Below are 18,133 nucleotides of genomic sequence, written 5' to 3'. Positions count from 1 at the left end.
ATCAGCGGGTGTGTGAGCGCCCGCTGATTTTTTATTTTCCGGCCGTGATAATTCCATTTTCCAGATTTTCGCCACTATTCATCAGCAGGGTGAAAGATTAGGGTAGGGGCAGCAAACGGCGCCACGCCGGTTAATGCAGAAAATCTGACATCTAAAATTCTTTAGCGGCTTTTTTAGCAGCCTATTCATTAATCCTTGTTACCTGCGGGTAACCGGTTCCGACCAGCGGAAACGGGCAGCTTACGCTTGCCTGACATAACTGCGCCAACCTTAACGATCAGTTTATCTGATGGTTTGCGCCTGCGTTTCTGTTCTGAATTGAGGTTACCTATGTCCCAGCGTGATACGTTTCGTGCCGTCCGGCTCGAATCCATTTTTCAGGCGGCGGTGAGTGAATTTGCCGTTCCCGATAACACCGCGCGCAGCCTGGCCCCGGCAGTGACGTCCACCATCGCAACGCCGTCTGCCGATCTCCTCAACGACAGCGCGCTCAGTCCGGCGATTGGGCTGACGACGCTGGCGGTTACCGCGGCCGCAGATACTCAGCCGCCCGCCGCGCTGCGGCCGTATGAACCGATCGCCAGCGATGGGGTGATCGCCAACTGGGAAGTGCAAAACCCGGTCCATCTGCGCGGTCAGGCGGTGGGGGAGGCGGGATCAACCGTCACCCTGACCTTCAACGATCAGAGCTGGCAGAGCACCGTCAATCAGTGGGGCTACTGGAACGCCTCGATGCCCGCCGAGGTGCTGAACGGGCTGCCGGACGGCAATCACACCCTGACGCTGACCATCACCGATAAAGCCGGTAACAGCACCGACACCACGGTCGATTTTGGTCTCTATGCCGACCGCAGCCTTAAGCCGACTCTGACGGTGGACACCATCAGCGGCGATAACGCGGTTAACATTGAGGAGAGCGTGTATGGCGTCGACATCAGCGGCAGCGGCACCCATCTGCCTGCTGGCTCACGGGTAACTCTGACGCTGGGCAGCATCACCACCACGGCGATTGTTGGCGGCGACGGCAAATGGACCGGCACCTTTCACGAGAGCGATCTCAAAGCGCAGCAGGATGGCGTCTACAGTCTGATGGTTAGTGCGGTTGATCCGAATGGCAACACCACCACTGAATCTCACCCGCTGACGCTGATCACCCACCTGAGCAGCCTGCCGCAGATTAGCTTTGATAAGGTGACGGCGGATGATGTGATCAATCTGGCGGAAACCCAGCAGGATTTACGGCTGAGCGGCACGCTGTCGACCGTGATGCCAGGCCATCGGCTGGTGATCACCGGCGCCAACGAGAAAGATTATGCCGCCACGCTGAGTGAGGATGGACACTGGCAGGTGGTGATCCCGGCGGCGGATGTGCAGGCTTTTATTAATATCGGCGAGATCCGCGCCTGGTCGATTGACGGTGCCAACAACTATACCGACGCCAGCCATGAGCTGAACATCAAAACCGGCTTTATCCCGATCTATGTCGAAATGGATATCGGCGGCGATATGATCCTCAACTATCAGGAAGCGCAGCACGATCTCAGCCTCTATGTTGAGGGCGCTAACGAGCTGGTGATCAATGGCAAAACCTACCAGCCGGACGCGAAGGGGATGGTGACCCTGAGCGCCAGCGATCTGCAGGCGCTGCCGGAGGGACCGGTCGCCGTCACCTATCATCGCTGGGATGAGTATGGCAACAGCGACACCCAGACCAACAGCAGCCTGTTCACCGTGGCTACTCATCAGCGTCCGACCATGACGCTGGATACGCCGTTCGACGACAACGTGATTGACGCTGCGGATGTTAACAGCTGGCATCTGATTCAGGGCAGTTCGACCCACCTTGAGCCAGGCAGCCTGGTGCAGTTAACCCTCGGCGATCAGCACTACAGCGCCAGCGTGAAAGCAGACGGCGGCTGGGCGCTGACCATCCTGGCCGGACAGCTGGCGCCGCTGGATGATGGTGAATATCAGATGACGGTGAGCGCCAAAGACAGTGCCGGCAATCTGGCCAGTGCCAGCCAGACCGTGACGGTGGCCTCACATACTGACGCTGCTGCCACGCTGAATCTGTTGTCGGTCGATCAGCTACTGGATAACCTCAGCCCGACAGCGGCAGCCGAAACGCTGCCGGCGGCGAAGGCGTCTGCCGCTGTTGCTGCGCCGCACGACAGCAATCTGGTGACCGATTCCCCTTACACGCTCGCCGACCACTTATGGCAACACCCCGCCGTTCATCCGCTAGTCTGACCTGAAACACATTAGTTAACGTACTGCCTTCCGGACGGGTTTGTTAAGCCCGTCTGGATTGGCAGGCGTAACATCATCGATTAAATTTTGCGCGATTGAGAAAATAATTAATTATTTCATCGATATTTAGCAGGAAGAAGCGCGGGATATGATCTAATAATGTTAAAGGTCGTTTAGCGTCTGGCTTACGAACCATAAATTAATTGACGCAGTCTGATGAGGCGCAAGCCCGCAACGGCGCACCGTTTTGCACTCTTTGTTCACCGGGAAAACACCATGCTGATAAGAACCCCTGTTGGTAAACATAATGAACAAAGTGCGATTGACCTTTTTGTTATGCGCCCTGAATGGCGTAGTGTTGCCTGCGGCCATTGCCGCCCCCTTGCCCAAAGCTGAATTTAACTGGCGTGCCGCCCCCAGCGAAGAACAGATAGCCACCTTAACGCTGCGTGACGCCATTCTCCGCGCCTTCGCCCGTAATCCGAAAATCTCGCAAGCGGCGGCTCAAATCCACGTTGGCGAAGGCGATCTCGACGCCGCCAAAAGTGCCTAGTATCCGCAGATTTCCCTACAGGGCGCGGCAGGCCGATCGCATCAGACCGATTCCGCCGGCAGCCTGAATAACAATGGCTCCGGCGGCATTATGCTCAGCCAGCTCCTGTACGATTTTGGCCGCACCGGCGGTGCTATCGACGAGCAGCACGCCTTGTCAGAGGCCTACCTGTTTGGCCTGTTCGACTCAATGACCACCGTGGCAGAAGATACGCTGCAGGCCTATCTCGAAGTCAAACGTTATCAGGCGCTGGCGGAAACCGCCCACACCAATATCGCCTCACTGGAGCGGGTACGTGATATCGCCCGCCTGCGCGCCGACGCCGGACTCAACTCGCAGTCGGACGTGTTACAGGCGGAAACCCGTATTGCCGCGATGCACGCCACGCTGGAGCAGTATCGGGCGCAGCTGCGTTCAGCCAAAGCCCAGCTGACGGTGCTGACCGGCGTGGTGCCGGCGGCCCTGCCTGAACTGCCGCAGGCGTTACTCAATCAGCAGATCACCCTCGATAAAATCGCTTACGCCAACAGCGCCGCGGTGCGCAGCGCCCAGGCGAAGCAGGAAGCCGCGCGCGAGCGGGTGCGTCAGGCGCAGTCCGGCCACTGGCCAACTATCAAAGTTCAGGCTGGCCGGACCCGCTACGAAAACGATCGCCAGTCTTACTGGGACGATGAGGTCCAGCTGCAGGTTGAAGCGCCGCTCTACCAGGGCGGCATGGTCAATGCTAAAACCCAGTCCGCCGAGGGCGATCGTGAAGCGGCGCAGGCGGCGGTTCAGCAGGCCAAACTCACTATCAATCAGAATGCCTCCACCGCCTATGCCGACATGATTGGCGCGCAGCAACGCCAGGCAGCCGGTGAAGTGCAGCTGGAAAGCGCCGACCATACCCGCAATGTCTATGCCGATGAGTACCGGCTCAGTAAGCGCAGCCTGAACGATCTGCTGAGCGTGGAACAGGATGTGTTTCAGGCGGACAGTTCACGCATCACCGCGCTTTACGATGGCTGGGATGCCACCGTGCGCTATGCCGCTGCGGTCGACAATCTGCTCGATATCCTGGGTATCGATCGTCAGCGCAGCAGCGGCGATCTCCTTCCTTCGCTGCAATAGCGAGCTTTCGCATTAAAAGGCATTAACCATGAGCGCACAAAACCTGAATACCGATAACTGGATTGCCGCCATGCTGCGCGTGGCTGCGCGGTTCGGTAAACCTGCCGACGGCAAAACACTGCGCCAGCAGATGCGTTGGTTTGAACATCTGCCGGTGGCGCAGCAGCTGGAACGGCTCTCCGGGCTGCTCGGGCTGCATCTGACCATGGTGCCGCAAAATAAGCTGCGCTGGCGTCAGGAGATCACCCCGGTAGTGCTGGTACTGGAAAACAGCAGCGTGGCGGTACTGGAAGGAATCGACCCGGACGGCAGCGCACGCTACTGGCTAAGCGAAGGCGGCGACGTGGTGCGTGAAGGCGCGCTGTCTGAACTGCTGGCCCGCGCACAGGGCGAGGTCGGGGTGATTGGCGTCGCAGCGCGCGGCCGCGATGCGCGCATCGATGAATTCGTCCAGCCGTATGAACCGCACTGGTTCTGGAAGAACTTTCGCGGCATGGGCCGGCGCATCACCGAGATTTCGCTGGCGTCGGTGATCAGCAACGTGCTGGCGCTGGCCGGCATTCTGTTCTCAATGCAGGTCTACGATCGGGTGATCCCGGCGCAGTCGCAGGCCACGCTGTGGGTGCTGTTTGTCGGGGTGCTGATCGCGGCGGCGATTGAGTATCTGATCCGCCTGATGCGTACCCAGGTCTCCGACTTAATGGGCAAGCGCATCGACCTGAAAGTCTCTGCCATGCTGTTCGCCCGGGCGATGAGCATTCGCAATGAAGCACGACCCAAATCGACCGGTTCGTTCATTTCGCAGCTGCGTGAAATCGATCAGGTACGTGAACTGCTGACCTCCACCACGGTGGGTGCGGCCGCCGATCTGCCGTTTGTTATCCTGTTCCTGATCATCATGTCATTTATCGGCGGCTGGCTGGTGCTGATTCCGCTGGCGGCGATACCGCTGATCGTGATCCCTGGCATGCTGGTGCAGATCCCGATGGCGCGGCTGGCGAAGGAGGGGCTGCGCGAAGGGGCGCTGCGTAATGCGGTGCTGGTGGAAACCATTGAAGGTATTGAAGATATTAAAGCGCTGCAGGCGGAACCCTATTTCCAGCGCCAGTGGGAACAGACCCATGAGGTCAGCGCCGCTATCAGTAATCAGCAACGCTTATGGGGCGCCCGGCTGACCGGCTGGGCCGCCACGGTGCAGCAGCTCACCTATGCCGGCATGCTGGTGTTCGGCGTCTATCTGGTTCTCGATTCGCAAATCACCACCGGCACTCTGGTCGCCTGTAGTCTGCTGTCGTCACGCACCATCGCGCCGCTGATGCAGCTCACCATGGTCTTTTCCCGCTGGCAGCATGCCAAAATGGCGATGAAAGGGCTGGATGAGCTGCTGAAGAAGCCGCTCGATCAGCCCGACGCGGCGACCCTGGCGCACTGTCCGACGCTGACTGGCCAGTACGATCTGCGTAACGTGCATTACAGCTACGACGAAGAGAATGAAAAGAACGTCCTCAACGTGCAGCAGTTGCAGATCAAACCGGGCGAGAAGATTGCCATTCTGGGTAAAGTCGGTGCCGGAAAATCAACCCTGCTCAAAATTCTCGCCGGTCAGGCGATGGCGAGCCAGGGCAAGGTGATTGTTGATGGCGTGGATATTGAACGCATCGATCCGATCGATCTCCGCCGCCAGCTCGGCTGGTTGTCACACGATTCGCGACTGTTTTTTGGCACGCTGCGGCAAAACCTGATGCTGGGCAATCCGCACGCCAGCGAACAGGAGATGTTACAGGCGCTGCGCATCAGCGGCGCGCTATCGCTGGTACAGCAGGATGCGGCCAGTCTGGATCGTATTATTAATGAAGGCGGGCGCGGCCTGTCCGGCGGGCAACGTCAGATGGTGATGCTGAGCCGGATGATCCTGCGTCAGCCGCAGGTGGTGTTGCTGGATGAGCCGACCGCCGCCATGGATGAGCAGCTGGAAGAGCATGTGATCCGTCAGCTTCAGGGCTGGATCAGCGGGCGCACCCTGATACTGGTCACGCACCGTCCGGCGCTGCTGAAGATGGTCGACCGCATTGTGGTGATGGATAACGGCCGGATTGTGGCCGATGGGCCGCGTGACGAGATCCTGCGCCGCGCCACGACTCCGGCCGCCCAACCGGCGGCAGGGCCGAATAAAGGAGATGCTGCATGAGCCTGGTGATGATTGATAAAGATCTGGCACGACATGAACGCCGTACGTCCGCCATTATCTGGCTTTGCACGGCAGCGCTGGCGATATTCCTGATCTGGGCGCACTTCGCCATTCTGGATGAGGTAACCGTCGGCACCGGCAAAGTGACCCCTTCCAGCCGCGCACAGGTTATTGACAGCCTGGATGGCGGCATCGTCAAACAGCTCAACGTGCATGAAGGCGATATTGTCGAGAAAGGGCAGATACTGGCGACGCTGGATCCAACCCGCTTCCAGTCCAACTTCGGTGAAGCGCAGGCGAAAGTGCGCACCCTGCGCGCCTCCTCGGAGCGGCTGGATGCGGAGCTGTCAGGCACGCCGCTGCAGTTCAGCGCGGAAACCCTGAAGGAGCCGCAGCTGGTGACGCGGGAAAGGCAGCTGTATGAATCCCGGCGGCGCAACCTGACGGAAACCATCAGCAACCTGCAGCAGTCGCTGAAGCTGGTGCAGGATGAGCTGCGCCTGACCGAGCCTCTGGTCGCTAAAGGCGCGGCCGGTCAGGTCGAGGTGATCCGTTTGCGTCGCCAGGTCAGCGACCTGCGCGGCAAAATTGACGAGGCGCGCAATGACTATCTGGTGCGCGCCCACGAAGAGCAGGTGAAAAACAATGCTGAACTCGATGCGCAGCTGCAGGTGGCGGCGGGGAAAGAGGACCAGCTGACGCGCGCCACGCTCTATTCGCCGGTGCGCGGCATCGTTAAGGATATTCAGGTGACCACGGTGGGCGGGGTACTGGAGCCGGGCGGCAAGCTGATGGAGATTGTGCCGCTGGAAGATCAGCTGCTGATTGAAACCCGCATTAATCCGCGCGATATCGCTTACATCCGTCCCGGCCTGGCGGCAATCGTCAAAATCACCGCCTACGACTCCTCTATCTATGGCGATCTGCCGGGTGAGGTTGAAATCGTCTCGCCGGATACGCTGCAGGATGAGGTTAAGCGGGATCAATACTACTACCGGGTCTATGTTCGCACCCAAAAAGCGGAACTGACGAACCGTGCCGGCCGTAAATTCCCGATCGTGCCCGGTATGGTGGCCAATGTTGAAATTAAGACGGGTCAGAAATCGGTGATGGATTACCTGCTTAAACCGCTGAATAAAGTTAAAGAATCAATGCGCGAACGCTAAAATCACGGTCCGGATATTATCGCAGTGTGCTTAGTTACGGTGATAAATTAAGTGGGCGGATATATCGCCAGATAAGCGGCAGGCAGTGCGGAAATTAACCTTCTGTGCGGCAAAATAATAAAGTTAATTAATCGCCGGAAACCATGTTTACATAAAACGAATCGCAACGGCGGATCGCAGGCAAAAAAAATGCCGGACAAACATGTCCGGCGGGAAATTAGGGTAAACATCTCATTCGGGGTGAATGAAGGTAATAATGAAATAAATGATGATAGCGGGATCTATTGTATTACCTGATGACGCATAAGTTTTATCATTCAGTGCTTCAGAGCATTCCGATGTAACGTGTTGATAACAAACGAGGCGAAATTCGATTGGCTTTTTGTGCCATATTTTTTATCGATATGTGCTGGTTATTAGTTCCCCAAATCTTACATTCAGAAATAACTGTTTCGAACTATGAAACAGTTTTGGAAATTTAGTAGCATTTTCGTGATGGATTATTGCCCGTTATAAAACAACAATGGCTTGCCGGCTGAATTTTTAATCATTCAGTTCGCAGTGGCAAATAATAAAGGCACATTACAGAGGGTAATAAAATGAAACGTCGCGTTCTCTCCCTGATGATCCCTGCGATGCTGGTCGCAGCAGGATCAGCAAACGCAGCTGAAATCTACAATAAAGACGGCAACAAATTAGACCTGTTTGGTAAAGTCGATGGTCTGCACTACTTCTCTGATAACGATGGTTCTGATGGCGATCAGTCTTACGTCCGCTTTGGCTTTAAAGGCGAAACCGAAGTCAGCGATCAGCTGACCGGTTACGGCCAGTGGGAGTATCAGGCGGCGCTGAACAATGCAGAATCTGAAGGTACAGCTGACAGCTATACCCGCGTCGGCTTTGCCGGTGTGAAGTTTGGCGATGCAGGTTCATTCGATTACGGTCGTAACTACGGCGTAGCTTATGACATCGGCGCATGGACCGACGTGCTGCCAGAGTTCGGTGGTGATACCTATGGCGCGGATAACTTTATGTTCCAGCGCGGCAACGGTATGGCGACCTACCGCAACAGCAACTTCTTCGGCCTGGTCGATGGCTGGAACTTTGCGGTGCAGTATCAGGGCAAAAACGGCAATGGTGATGAGTCACCAAACGGTCGTGATGTGCTGGGCCAGAACGGTGACGGCTGGGGTCTGAGCACCACTTACGATCTCGGTTCCGGTTTTGGTATCGGTGCGTCGGCTTTCCAGTCTGACCGTACCAACGATCAGAACGGCAACCAGGCGGGTATCCTCGGTCGTGGCGACAAAGCAGAAGCCTACACCGGCGGTCTGAAATACGATGCCAACAACATCTATCTGGCAGCGATGTACACCAAGTCTTACAACGCAACCCGCTTCGGTAGCAGCGATTCGCCGGTGTTTGGTTATGCGGATAAAGCGGAAAACTGGGAGCTGGTGGCACAGTATCAGTTCGACTTCGGCCTGCGTCCATCACTGGCGTATGTCACCTCACGCGGCACCGATGTGCAGGGCTGGGGTAAACAAAACCTGAAGAAATACATTGATGTAGGCGCGACTTACTACTTCAACAAAAACATGTCCACCTATGTGGATTACCAAATCAACCTGCTGGATGACAACCAGTTCACCGACCAGGCCGGTATTAATACCGACGACGTGGTGGCACTGGGTCTGGTTTACCAGTTCTGATTTGTGCAGGTGCGCAGCGCTGGCTGCGCACCTGAGTCATTAATCCTTTTCCTTTATCTCATCTGCCGTTCGCCACTTTTTCGCTTTCGCAACTGCCGTGACCGGTGAGACCACACTGCCAAATCGGGCACCTTCAAATGCCACGCCCGCCAGAGAAAAGGCTGAAAAGCTCAGCCACTGATGCCAGGCTGCCTGCAGGTTCTGTGACGTTTTCATTCTGCACCTCTCAGAGATAAACACTGTTTCAACAGTGCAGAATTCATGCCAGCTTTACCGCTCTGATAGCCACGGCCCTGCCGCCGCTTCTGGTAAACTTGCCGCGCACGCTGAGAGGGTCATTGCCCCGTTCAGGTGCAGCGCTGCGGGTTAATGGCGCGGCCGTGACAGCGCCATGTGACGATGGCGGCGCTGATGCCAGACTTTGTAGCTGCTGTAAATGAACAGACCCAGGGCGATGGCAAGAATCACGTAGATCATCTGCTGCTCCTTAATTAAACCAAACCGTTAAACGTAAATCGCCCGGTTACGGGCGGATGCATAGTAGATGACCGGTTGATACTGGCGTCATTGACTGAAGGATTCAACCCTCTTTTACGCTCTTTACCAGCGATTTATGCTTTGTAGCAGGAATAGATAAATTTTTACAAGTGAGGATTAATGAGATATCAGATTAATCTGCTGTCTTTGCCGTTTGCCATCCTGTTGTTAGCCGGTTGTGATAAGCCAGCGGCGACGTCATCAATGGTGCTGGAAGGCAAAACCATGGGCACGGTCTGGCGGGTCAGCCTGGCCGACGTCGACAGTGGCCGCAAAGCTGCACTGCAGCAGCGCATTCAGCAGCAGCTCGACAGTGACGACGCCGAACTCTCTACCTGGAAGCCCGATTCGGTGCTGTCGCGCTTTAATCAGAGCCGTGCGCTGACGCCGCAGCCGGTCAGCGAGAATATGGCGGACATCGTCACGCTCGCCTTGCGCATTGGTGCTAAAACCGGAGGGGCGATGGATATCACCGTCGGACCGCTGGTCAATCTGTGGGGCTTTGGCCCGACAAAACAGCCGAGCCATACGCCGGATGAGGCGGAAATTGCGGCGGCCAAAGCGCAGACCGGTCTGCAGCATCTGCGGGTGGTGCAGGGCGCGGGCGGCCAGTGGCTGCAAAAGGATCTGCCTGGCTTGTATGTTGATCTCTCAACGGTAGGCGAGGGCTTTGCCACCGATCATCTGGCGCGCCTGATGGAGCAGCTGGGGATTAATAATTACCTGGTGTCGGTTGGCGGGGCAGTGTTGAGCCGCGGGCTTAACGCCCAGCACCAGCCGTGGCGGGTCGCCATTCAGAAGCCGACCGACCGTGAGAATGCGGTGCAGGCGCGGGTCGATCTACAGGGACACGGCATCAGCACCTCGGGCAGCTATCGCAACTATTATGAACTGGACGGCAAGCGCGTTTCTCACGTGATCGACCCGCTTACCGGCCGACCGATTGAGCATAAACTGGTTTCGGCTACCGTGATCGCGACCACCGCGCTGGAGGCCGACGGCTGGGATACTGGCCTGATGGTTCTGGGCAGTGAAAAAGCCAAAGCGCTGGCAATCCAGCAGCAGCTGGCGGTCTATCTGATCAGTAAAGAAGGCGATGGTTTTGTGAGCTGGATGTCACCGCAGTTTGCCGCCTTTTTGATTAAACTCGAGTCGACAGGAGCACCCTGATGTTAGATCTGTTTAGCGAAGAGCAACCGTGGCAGGAACCGCTGGCTGACGGCGCGGTGATCCTGCGCCGCCGGGCGCGCGATGAGGCTGAAGCGTTGTATCAGCAGATTCTGGCCATCGCCGACCAGAATCCGTTTGCGCATCGCATTACGCCGGGCGGTCACCGCATGTCAGTGGCGATGACCAACTGCGGCGACTTCGGCTGGTCAGTGGATTCACGCGGTTATCAGTATCAGCAGCAGGACAACCTCAACGGGCGCAAGTGGCCACCGATGCCGCCGCTGTTTCGCAGTCTGGCGCAGGCCGCAGCGCGTGAAGCGGGCTTTCCCGACTTTAACCCTGATGCCTGCCTGCTCAATCGCTATGAACCTGGCGCGAAGCTGACCCTGCATCAGGACAAAGATGAGAAAGATCTGCGTCAGCCTATCGTCTCGGTCTCGCTGGGGTTACCGGCGGTATTCCAGTTTGGCGGTTTTGAACGTGGCGACACCACCCAGCGGGTGCTGCTGGAGCATGGCGATATTGTGGTGTGGGGCGGGCCGTCACGCCTGCGTTATCACGGCATCCTGCCGCTCAAGCCGGGCGTGCACCCGCTGGTCGGCGCGTGGCGCTATAACCTGACTTTCCGCCGCGCCTTTTAATTCGCCATGCGGTGCGCGGCGCAGTGCGAATAACTATTGCTATCATTTTGCATCACATTACACTGCAGGCTGTTTTTTGACTGCTGGATTGCCTGCATGACGTTGTTAAGCGTTGTTTTTCGCCAGTTTCGCTGGCCTTTTATCGGGGTTATTGCGCTGACGCTGCTGAGCGCAGTGTTGGGTATTGGCATGATCGCCTTTATCAACCGCGAAATGATCGTCGCGATCAATACTTCCTATGCGGTACTGCCGCAGTTTCTGTTGCAGCTGGTGGTACTGATGGCGGTTACGCTGGCCTCCCAGCTGGCGCTGACGATGCTGGGCCATCAGTTTGTCTGGCGGATGCGCGGTGAATTTATCAAACGCATTCTTGATACCCGGGTGGAGCGGATTGAGCAACTCGGCAGCGCGCAACTGCTGGCGGGTCTGACCAGCGATGTGCGTGCCATTACCCTGGCTTTTGTGCGTCTGCCGGAGCTGATTCAGGGCGTCATCATCACTCTGGGTTCAGCGATCTATCTGGCCTGGCTGTCACCCAAAATGCTGCTGGTGACCAGCGGCTGGCTGGCCGTGACGCTGGTGGGTGGCTGGATGCTGGTGTCGCGCGTTTATCAGCACATGGCGAAGCTGCGTGAAATCGAAGATCACCTCTATCGTGACTACCAGACGGTGATTGACGGACGCAAAGAGTTGCAGCTTAACCGTGAGCGCGCCCGGCAGATCTATGAAAGCGTCTATCAGGAAGATGCCACCGCCTGGCGACACCATATTGTGCGGGCCGATACCTATCATCTCAGTGCGGTGAACTGGTCGAATATCATGACGCTGGGCGCCATCGGCATGGTCTTTTTTATGGCCAACAGCCTCGGCTGGGCCAACACGGCGGTGGCTGCGACTTTTTCCCTGACGCTGCTGTTTCTGCGCACGCCGCTGCTGTCGGCAGTCGGCGCTTTGCCCACCTTGCTCAGCGCGCAGGTGGCATTCCGCAAACTCAATGCCTTTGATCTGGCACCTTATCAGCCCGAATTCCACGCTTCTCCGTCCAAAGCTGACTGGCAGACGCTGGAGCTGCGGGATGTCTGTTTTCACTACGGTGAAAATGGCTTTAAGGTCGGCCCGATCAACCTGACCCTGCGCCGCGGTGAACTGGTGTTTCTGATTGGCGGCAATGGCAGCGGTAAATCTACCCTGGCGATGCTGCTGACCGGCTTGTATCAGCCGCAGTCCGGCAGTCTGCTGCTGGATGGTCAACCGATTGACGCTGACGGGCTCGATCACTGGCGTAAACACTTCTCGGCGGTATTCACTGATGTGCATCTGTTTGATCGGCTGATTAGCCACGAAGGCATTCCGGCGAACCCGGCGTTAGTGCAGCAGTGGCTGGAACGGCTGAAGATGCAGGACAAACTGAAGATCGAAGGTAATAAAGTGCTGAATCTGCAGCTCTCCAAAGGGCAGAGCAAACGGCTGGCACTGCTGCTGGCGGTGGCTGAAGAGCGGGATGTGCTGCTGCTGGATGAATGGGCCGCCGATCAGGACCCGCATTTCCGTCGTATCTTCTATCGTGAACTGCTGCCGTGGTTGCAGGCGGCCGGCAAAACGGTATTCGCCATCAGCCACGATGATCACTACTTTATTCACGCCGATCGACTGCTGGAGATGCGAGAAGGGCAACTGAGTGAACTGACCGGCAGCGAACGCGATCTGGCCACGCTGGACTCGGTAGAACGCACCGATACCGGGCTTTGATGCAGGCTGGCAAAGCTTAGCAAAAAGGCATATTGGCGGCCTGCGCGGCTACCACGTTATGCTGGAATTCAGCAGAGAGCAGGCTCTCTGCCATCCTGAAACTTCTTCTGTCGTCATGTGTTTACCCCGGCTAAGCCGCATTGCTTAGCCGGTTTTTTTATGCCTGCTGCATCAGCAGGGTAATCACCTGATCGTCCTGCCACAAAAACTGCGCCTGCAAGCGGGTCCCTGTTGTGAAGCGATCGCTGAAATGATGAGTGAGCTGTAAAGTGGCGCACTGACGCCGGAGATCGACCGTTTCCAGCGCCGCCTGCTGAAAATCCATCGGCTGATGCAACTGGGGCCACAGCGCCTTATAAAGTGATTCTTTCAGAGAAAACAGCAGGGTGGCGGCAGCATTGAAGCTGATGGGCAGCGCCCGCAGCAGTTGCTGCTCCTGAGGATTCATCAGCAGGTCAGCGGTTTCATTGGCCGTTGCGTCTGACATCAACTGTTCGACATCCACGCCGACACCACCGGGCTGACGGGTTGCTGCCAGCACCACTACGCCTGCGCTGTGCGACAGCGAAGCCTGCACGCCGGCGGGCCAGCAGGGCGAACGATCGGCGGCGTTGGTCAGAATAAAATCATCAATACCGAGACGCGCCATCACACAGCGGGCCAGCAGCCGACTGGCGAGATATTCGGCACGGCGCTTATTTACCGCCCGCTGCAGGCGATCGGGCAGCGGTAGTTCCCATGCAACAGCAAGCGCATCACTGTAGTGTTGCGGATCAAAGCGGCTCACCGCCAGCCAGGGATCGCTGTCGCTCAGATGCTGAGAAAGGATAAAGCCGCCTGCAGGAGGCGGCAGCGGAACGTCGGGATAGCGCATGCGGTGCCGTAATCAAAGCCAAAAGGGCATTAAATCAGGCGTAGGAAGCCGGGGCAAGCCGACCGCAGGGATCAGTCGTTCGGGGGAATGGCAAAACTTTTCAGTGAAACGACAAAATGGTGGTGACCTTTGCTGATGCGAGCGCCGCGGTCGCACCAGTGGCTCGCCAGACGAAAGAAATCGTCGCTGCCAATGTCGTACGCCAGTTCCACTTTGCTAATGCCTGAATGCAATAATGCTTCTGCATCCTTCAGGCTTTTCGCTTTGATCGCCATAAAAATTATCCATCAATTTCAGGGGAGTCCAGAGTAGGCAATTTCTGTGACATTTTTGTTTCAGTTTGATGAATTGGCGTCGCGTTGTGCTTATTTTGTGAGGCAGACTGGATTTCGCTGCAACAGGTAACTGCCTGAAAGCGTGCAGGATGTTGTCTGGCTGAACGGGAGGTTATGCGGGATGTTGTCTGGCTGAACGGGAGGTTATGCGGGATGAGCCGGGCGATCGGGCGACATCTGACAGAGCTTAGCGGCAACCGCTATAGAAAAGGCCGCGTCTGGCGCGGCCTTAGTGGGTTACTTCTTGTCTGGCGGTGTTTGTTGCTTATCGCCGGACTCTGGTGCTTCGGTTGGATCGTCTTTTTCGATTACTGTCATGAACTCTCCTATCGTTACCCACACGCTTTTCAGTATAGATCGGAATCCTCAGAGCGCGAGTTACGTGACCGTTTGATGACAAAAACGCGGCTATTTCGCTTTGAGTGACGTTTTTGCCGCGCCTGAATGCTGCAGAGCAGAACACTGTCCTGCGCCACGCCGCTTCTGCTTTATTGCTGATCAGCCAGGTAGTCGTGCCGCATCCTGCCCACAGCGGCAACTGTGACAAAAGTGGCGCTGTACAGGTTCAGGTGATCACCACCCTAACCAAAATCAACATGATCATACCGGGGCCGTTCAGCAAGGGCGGCGGTCATAGCGCATTTTGCGGAACAGGTTCTGTGCGGTGCCGGCTTGAGGTCAGTTCAGCGGACAGCAACGCACTATGTTTTCTGTTCCGGTATCTGAATATTATAATCAAATAAATTCTGATATTCTTTAATGGCTACTGCTAAAATGAATGGTATAGAATTATTATGACTGCCTTTTGTTTGCCTTCTTATATTTAATATCAATTATCATTACATTTCCCTCTAATTTTAATATTTTTATTATTGAGGGTTGGGTTGGGTTGGGTTTTTAATTTAAATCATTGTTTTAATGCTGTCAGCTTTTAATAAATGTTTAAAAAACTAAATGATAAGTGGATATCTCTTCTTGAATCAGATCAAACAAACATGATAAACAAAACTACTGGATAATGCAGTATTCAAGAGTTATTCTGCAGGCAGCTTAACATATAACTGAGGATAGAGAATGGAAGTTATCCCTAGCGATATACAGTCAAGGCTACAACTAGTCATCTCGAAAGCGGCAGTGCTCTTACCATCTGACGTAGGTCAACAGCTTCTTGCTATGGTCACCCCCTCAGCATTAGCAACTATGGCGGGGGTAATCATGGTTTGGGCTGGTGCGCACTTTTTTGGGATTGGTGAAATCGCTGATTTAGTGCTTCTCATTGTAGGTTGGGTAGCAGTAGGAGGCGTAGCGCTTGAAGCGGCTAAGAAGTTGTTTGATTTTGCAACGAAGACTAACGTAGCTCGTAGCGAAGGAGATCTTGACGTTGCTGCTAAGGATTTAGCAGACGCGATCACTCTGATAGGCGTTAATACTGTCCTCGCACTTCTTTTAAAGAAGAAGCCTGGTGATACATTTAAAACTCCTTTCAGGGGAGTAAAAATGCCTAGGTACAGCAGCGATATTGGAAGGAAAATGAACCTGCCTCGCAATGGAGGCTGGCGTTATACTCCTAAGATAAAAATCACAAAGCATAGTGACGTCGTTCAGGGACGCACAAAACCCTGGGGGGACGTAGAAGTAGGACGCAACTACTATCCCGGTGCAATGTCGAAAGAAGACGCATATTTGCAGATGCTTTCAACTCTTTATCATGAACAGGTACACATGGCAATTGCGCCTAAGTTCTATTTATTAAGAGAACTTAGGGTTTTCATGAGACAAAGCGCATATAATAAATCATATATATTACGATATCTGGAAGAGTCACTTGCTGAAACTATTGGCTTATTAAGAGCCAGAGGGATGAGTAGAGGATATATCATTGAAGGCTTCAAATTCCCTCTTGGAAATACTTACGAAATTACATATACATTATTGCGGCATGAAACCGCAGGTATTCTTTTGGGGCCAGTAGTGGTTGGAGGGTTGATGTATAATGTTTGGTATGGAGTTCAGCAATGATATCGGAAAATAAAGCTGTTGAAATTGCCAAAGAATATGCAAGGGTAACAGGTCATGGTTGGGACGAACGTTTTCATGAGGCTGTTAGATCGTCTTTTGATGGTAAATCTGTTTGGGTTATTTCAACCTCAGATTTGAAGTTTTCTGAAGATCTTCCATGGATGATGGAAAACATGCCTAATCCAATTAAATATTATATAGATGTCTTTAGTGGTGAATGTATTGCTGTAGGGGGAAGAGGTAGTGCGATTCTTCGATTAAATAAATGAAAATATTCATTAGCGATTTTATAAAACATGAGAGTGTTTTCTCAAAAGTTTAAATGCTTTGTATGCAGGCTTCAAAGGAATAAAAGCATACAGAATTGTGAAGCCTGCTAACAGAGTTATCGAATAAGATACAATGTTTTCTTGTGTACCACTGCGAATGGTATAAATGAGTCCTGCGAGAAGGATTGCTATTAATATCATTGCAACTATGAATCTTTTCTTTAACTGTGAAAGGAGCCAGGGATAAGGATAACCGTCTTTCTCAGCATGCTGACGTATCACAGAGACTTCTTTTGGTATAAACCCCTCTTTTACAAGCATTTCTTCGATTTGCATTTTGTTCATAATAAGCGTCATTCATTTGTCTTACGATAGTATGATTGTAAATCATTACCTAAGCCCTATACAAACCGAACAGACCTTTGAAAGGCTTCTGGTTTTTTTTTGAATGGTTCCCTGGTGCTAACACTTGCGCATAAAATATGTGCATTGAAATTTCGTTGAAAAATGAGCTTGTTAATTATTGGATTCAATTAAGGTGATACTTTCCAGTTTCCATCACTCTTCGTAAATTTGAATTCAGCTACGGTTTGCTTTTCGCCCATGAAGGGTAGTGTTATATCGGTATTTACTTTGCAGATGTATGTACCTTTGGCCTCTGATTCCTTACAGGAAACCTTCTCAGCTTTGTTCAGAGTCGTGAGCATGTCTTTGCTGTTCTCACCGAAACGTTGCTTGGCTTGCTGGTTTGTATGGTCAATGTTGTCCTGCATAGCTTTCTGGATTTCGGAAGAAGAGGGTTTGCTGTCGCAACCAGTGAGCAAAACTGACAAAGACAGAACTACAATTGTTGAAATTTTATTCATTTCTTAATCCCTTATTTGATATTGATAATTATTGTGTTGCTGTGGTTTTGTTGAGTGTCTGATCAAAAATTTCACGCCACTGCTTTAATTGCATTTCCGTATCACGGATCCCGCGTTTATGGTGAAACCGGCCTTTACGGGGGTGAAATTTGATCTGCCATTCCGGGCATTCAATATCTTTCACTTGGATAAAGAACCCTGAGTTTTCGAAATTTTTAAGGCGGGTAAGGTTGTTTTGACCTTTAGCTCCTGCCATACCGACTAAATCGAAAAGCTACGATTTCACCTCCAACGGCTAAGTGATATCGCCAGCCTTTGACGTCACTAAACTTGTAAGCTTTCTTGCGCTTACCAGCTTCAAGCGTCAAAAGCTCACGATTCGTATCAATGGTCATTTTGATGTCCTGAAATTCATGGCTCCACAATCTGTTGTCATTGACGTTCAGCAGGTCGATAGTTGAGGCGTTTGCTCTTTTGTGTGTGTACGACACATATGCCGTAAGGAGTAAGAAGAATGCAGGTAATGTCCACATGAACAGGAACCCTGCAGTGTCTTTTGGATTTGAATCAGTCAGTATTGTAGTGGTCAACAAAAACTGGCCACGGCTTTAGAGTTTTTCCAGAACAATCTTTCTGATTCATTCGGCGTCAAACCACCATTATATTGATGGGGTCTGAGCTGGCTGTAATATCC

Annotated in this window: 17 protein-coding genes and 1 pseudogene; 10 read left to right on the top strand and 8 right to left on the bottom strand. The window is 53.8% G+C overall.

Annotation, left to right across the window (positions count from 1 at the left end; translation table 11 throughout):
- Positions 1 to 330: 330 nt before the first annotated feature.
- The 5 genes and pseudogenes from FHW04_RS18345 (at position 331) to ompC (ending at position 8,979) form a co-directional block, all read left to right on the top strand.
- Entirely contained in the window at positions 331 to 2,250 is a 1,920-nt protein-coding gene (locus FHW04_RS18345) for an Ig-like domain-containing protein (RefSeq protein WP_089561984.1), read from the top strand.
- A gap of 307 nt (positions 2,251 to 2,557) precedes the next feature.
- Positions 2,558 to 3,913: pseudogene (locus tag FHW04_RS18340) on the top strand (TolC family outer membrane protein).
- Between the two features lie 28 nt (positions 3,914 to 3,941).
- Entirely contained in the window at positions 3,942 to 6,101 is a 2,160-nt protein-coding gene (locus FHW04_RS18335; RefSeq protein ID WP_069728982.1) for a type I secretion system permease/ATPase, read from the top strand.
- Complete coding sequence (locus tag FHW04_RS18330; protein WP_031377246.1) at positions 6,098 to 7,267, top strand: HlyD family efflux transporter periplasmic adaptor subunit; 1,170 nt, start codon at positions 6,098 to 6,100, stop codon at positions 7,265 to 7,267. Before FHW04_RS18335 ends, FHW04_RS18330 begins: the two co-directional genes overlap by 4 nt.
- A 599-nt stretch (positions 7,268 to 7,866) precedes the next feature.
- The gene (gene ompC / locus FHW04_RS18325) at positions 7,867 to 8,979 is read left to right on the top strand and encodes a porin OmpC (protein ID WP_089561985.1); all 1,113 of its coding nucleotides are present in this window, start codon (positions 7,867 to 7,869) and stop codon (positions 8,977 to 8,979) included.
- Between the two features lie 39 nt (positions 8,980 to 9,018).
- On the opposite strand, the gene FHW04_RS18320 is transcribed toward ompC, so the two are convergent.
- Both FHW04_RS18320 and FHW04_RS18315 read right to left on the bottom strand, forming a co-directional pair.
- Complete coding sequence (locus tag FHW04_RS18320; protein WP_162836812.1) at positions 9,019 to 9,195, bottom strand: hypothetical protein; 177 nt, start codon at positions 9,193 to 9,195, stop codon at positions 9,019 to 9,021.
- A 150-nt stretch (positions 9,196 to 9,345) separates the two neighbouring features.
- A complete protein-coding gene (locus FHW04_RS18315) occupies positions 9,346 to 9,456 on the bottom strand; it encodes a response regulator (protein ID WP_193387668.1) in 111 nt (36 codons plus the stop codon).
- A 180-nt stretch (positions 9,457 to 9,636) separates the two neighbouring features.
- Between FHW04_RS18315 and apbE the strand changes: the two genes are divergently transcribed.
- The 3 genes from apbE to FHW04_RS18300 all read left to right on the top strand — a co-directional run bounded on the left by apbE (position 9,637) and on the right by FHW04_RS18300 (position 13,076).
- Positions 9,637 to 10,686 carry an FAD:protein FMN transferase ApbE gene (apbE, locus tag FHW04_RS18310; protein WP_089561986.1) on the top strand — a complete coding sequence of 350 codons (1,050 nt, stop codon included), beginning with the start codon at positions 9,637 to 9,639 and terminating at the stop codon, positions 10,684 to 10,686.
- Positions 10,686 to 11,327: a DNA oxidative demethylase AlkB gene (alkB, locus tag FHW04_RS18305; protein ID WP_031377243.1), complete on the top strand. Its 642-nt coding sequence runs from the start codon at positions 10,686 to 10,688 to the stop codon at positions 11,325 to 11,327. The genes apbE and alkB overlap by 1 nt, the downstream gene beginning before the upstream one ends.
- Positions 11,328 to 11,423: 96 nt before the next feature.
- A complete protein-coding gene (locus tag FHW04_RS18300) occupies positions 11,424 to 13,076 on the top strand; it encodes a multidrug ABC transporter permease/ATP-binding protein (RefSeq protein ID WP_069728979.1) in 1,653 nt (550 codons plus the stop codon).
- 157 nt (positions 13,077 to 13,233) lie between these two features.
- On the opposite strand, the gene FHW04_RS18295 is transcribed toward FHW04_RS18300, so the two are convergent.
- Entirely contained in the window at positions 13,234 to 13,950 is a 717-nt protein-coding gene (locus FHW04_RS18295; protein WP_089561987.1) for a 4'-phosphopantetheinyl transferase family protein, read from the bottom strand.
- Between the two features lie 71 nt (positions 13,951 to 14,021).
- Positions 14,022 to 14,225 (bottom strand): hypothetical protein, encoded by a 204-nt coding sequence (locus FHW04_RS18290; protein WP_031377240.1) that lies wholly within the window; start codon positions 14,223 to 14,225, stop codon positions 14,022 to 14,024.
- A 1,134-nt stretch (positions 14,226 to 15,359) separates the two neighbouring features.
- Between FHW04_RS18290 and FHW04_RS18285 the strand changes: the two genes are divergently transcribed.
- A complete protein-coding gene (locus tag FHW04_RS18285) occupies positions 15,360 to 16,304 on the top strand; it encodes a hypothetical protein (protein WP_089561989.1) in 945 nt (314 codons plus the stop codon).
- Positions 16,301 to 16,573 (top strand): hypothetical protein, encoded by a 273-nt coding sequence (locus FHW04_RS18280; RefSeq protein ID WP_128088276.1) that lies wholly within the window; start codon positions 16,301 to 16,303, stop codon positions 16,571 to 16,573. Before FHW04_RS18285 ends, FHW04_RS18280 begins: the two co-directional genes overlap by 4 nt.
- 18 nt (positions 16,574 to 16,591) lie before the next feature.
- Here FHW04_RS18280 and FHW04_RS18275 read toward each other — a convergent pair whose 3' ends face one another.
- The 4 genes from FHW04_RS18275 to FHW04_RS18260 form a co-directional block, all read right to left on the bottom strand.
- On the bottom strand, positions 16,592 to 16,918 hold the full coding sequence (locus tag FHW04_RS18275) for a hypothetical protein (protein WP_128088277.1): 327 nt from the start codon (positions 16,916 to 16,918) through the stop codon (positions 16,592 to 16,594).
- 188 nt (positions 16,919 to 17,106) lie between these two features.
- On the bottom strand, positions 17,107 to 17,439 hold the full coding sequence (locus FHW04_RS18270) for a hypothetical protein (protein ID WP_089561991.1): 333 nt from the start codon (positions 17,437 to 17,439) through the stop codon (positions 17,107 to 17,109).
- A gap of 28 nt (positions 17,440 to 17,467) precedes the next feature.
- Complete coding sequence (locus FHW04_RS18265) at positions 17,468 to 17,695, bottom strand: DUF4755 domain-containing protein (RefSeq protein WP_089561992.1); 228 nt, start codon at positions 17,693 to 17,695, stop codon at positions 17,468 to 17,470.
- Positions 17,682 to 17,972, bottom strand: a complete 291-nt coding sequence (locus FHW04_RS18260) for a DUF4755 domain-containing protein (protein ID WP_089561993.1) — start codon at positions 17,970 to 17,972, stop codon at positions 17,682 to 17,684. Before FHW04_RS18260 ends, FHW04_RS18265 begins: the two co-directional genes overlap by 14 nt.
- Positions 17,973 to 18,133: the final 161 nt, after the last annotated feature.

Origin of the sequence: Pantoea sp. AN62 (genome assembly GCF_050432985.1) — a bacterium.
GTDB lineage: Bacteria > Pseudomonadota > Gammaproteobacteria > Enterobacterales > Enterobacteriaceae > Pantoea > Pantoea brenneri.
Note: the sequence above shows the minus strand (reverse complement) of the source record. Positions and strands in the feature narration are given on the sequence as shown.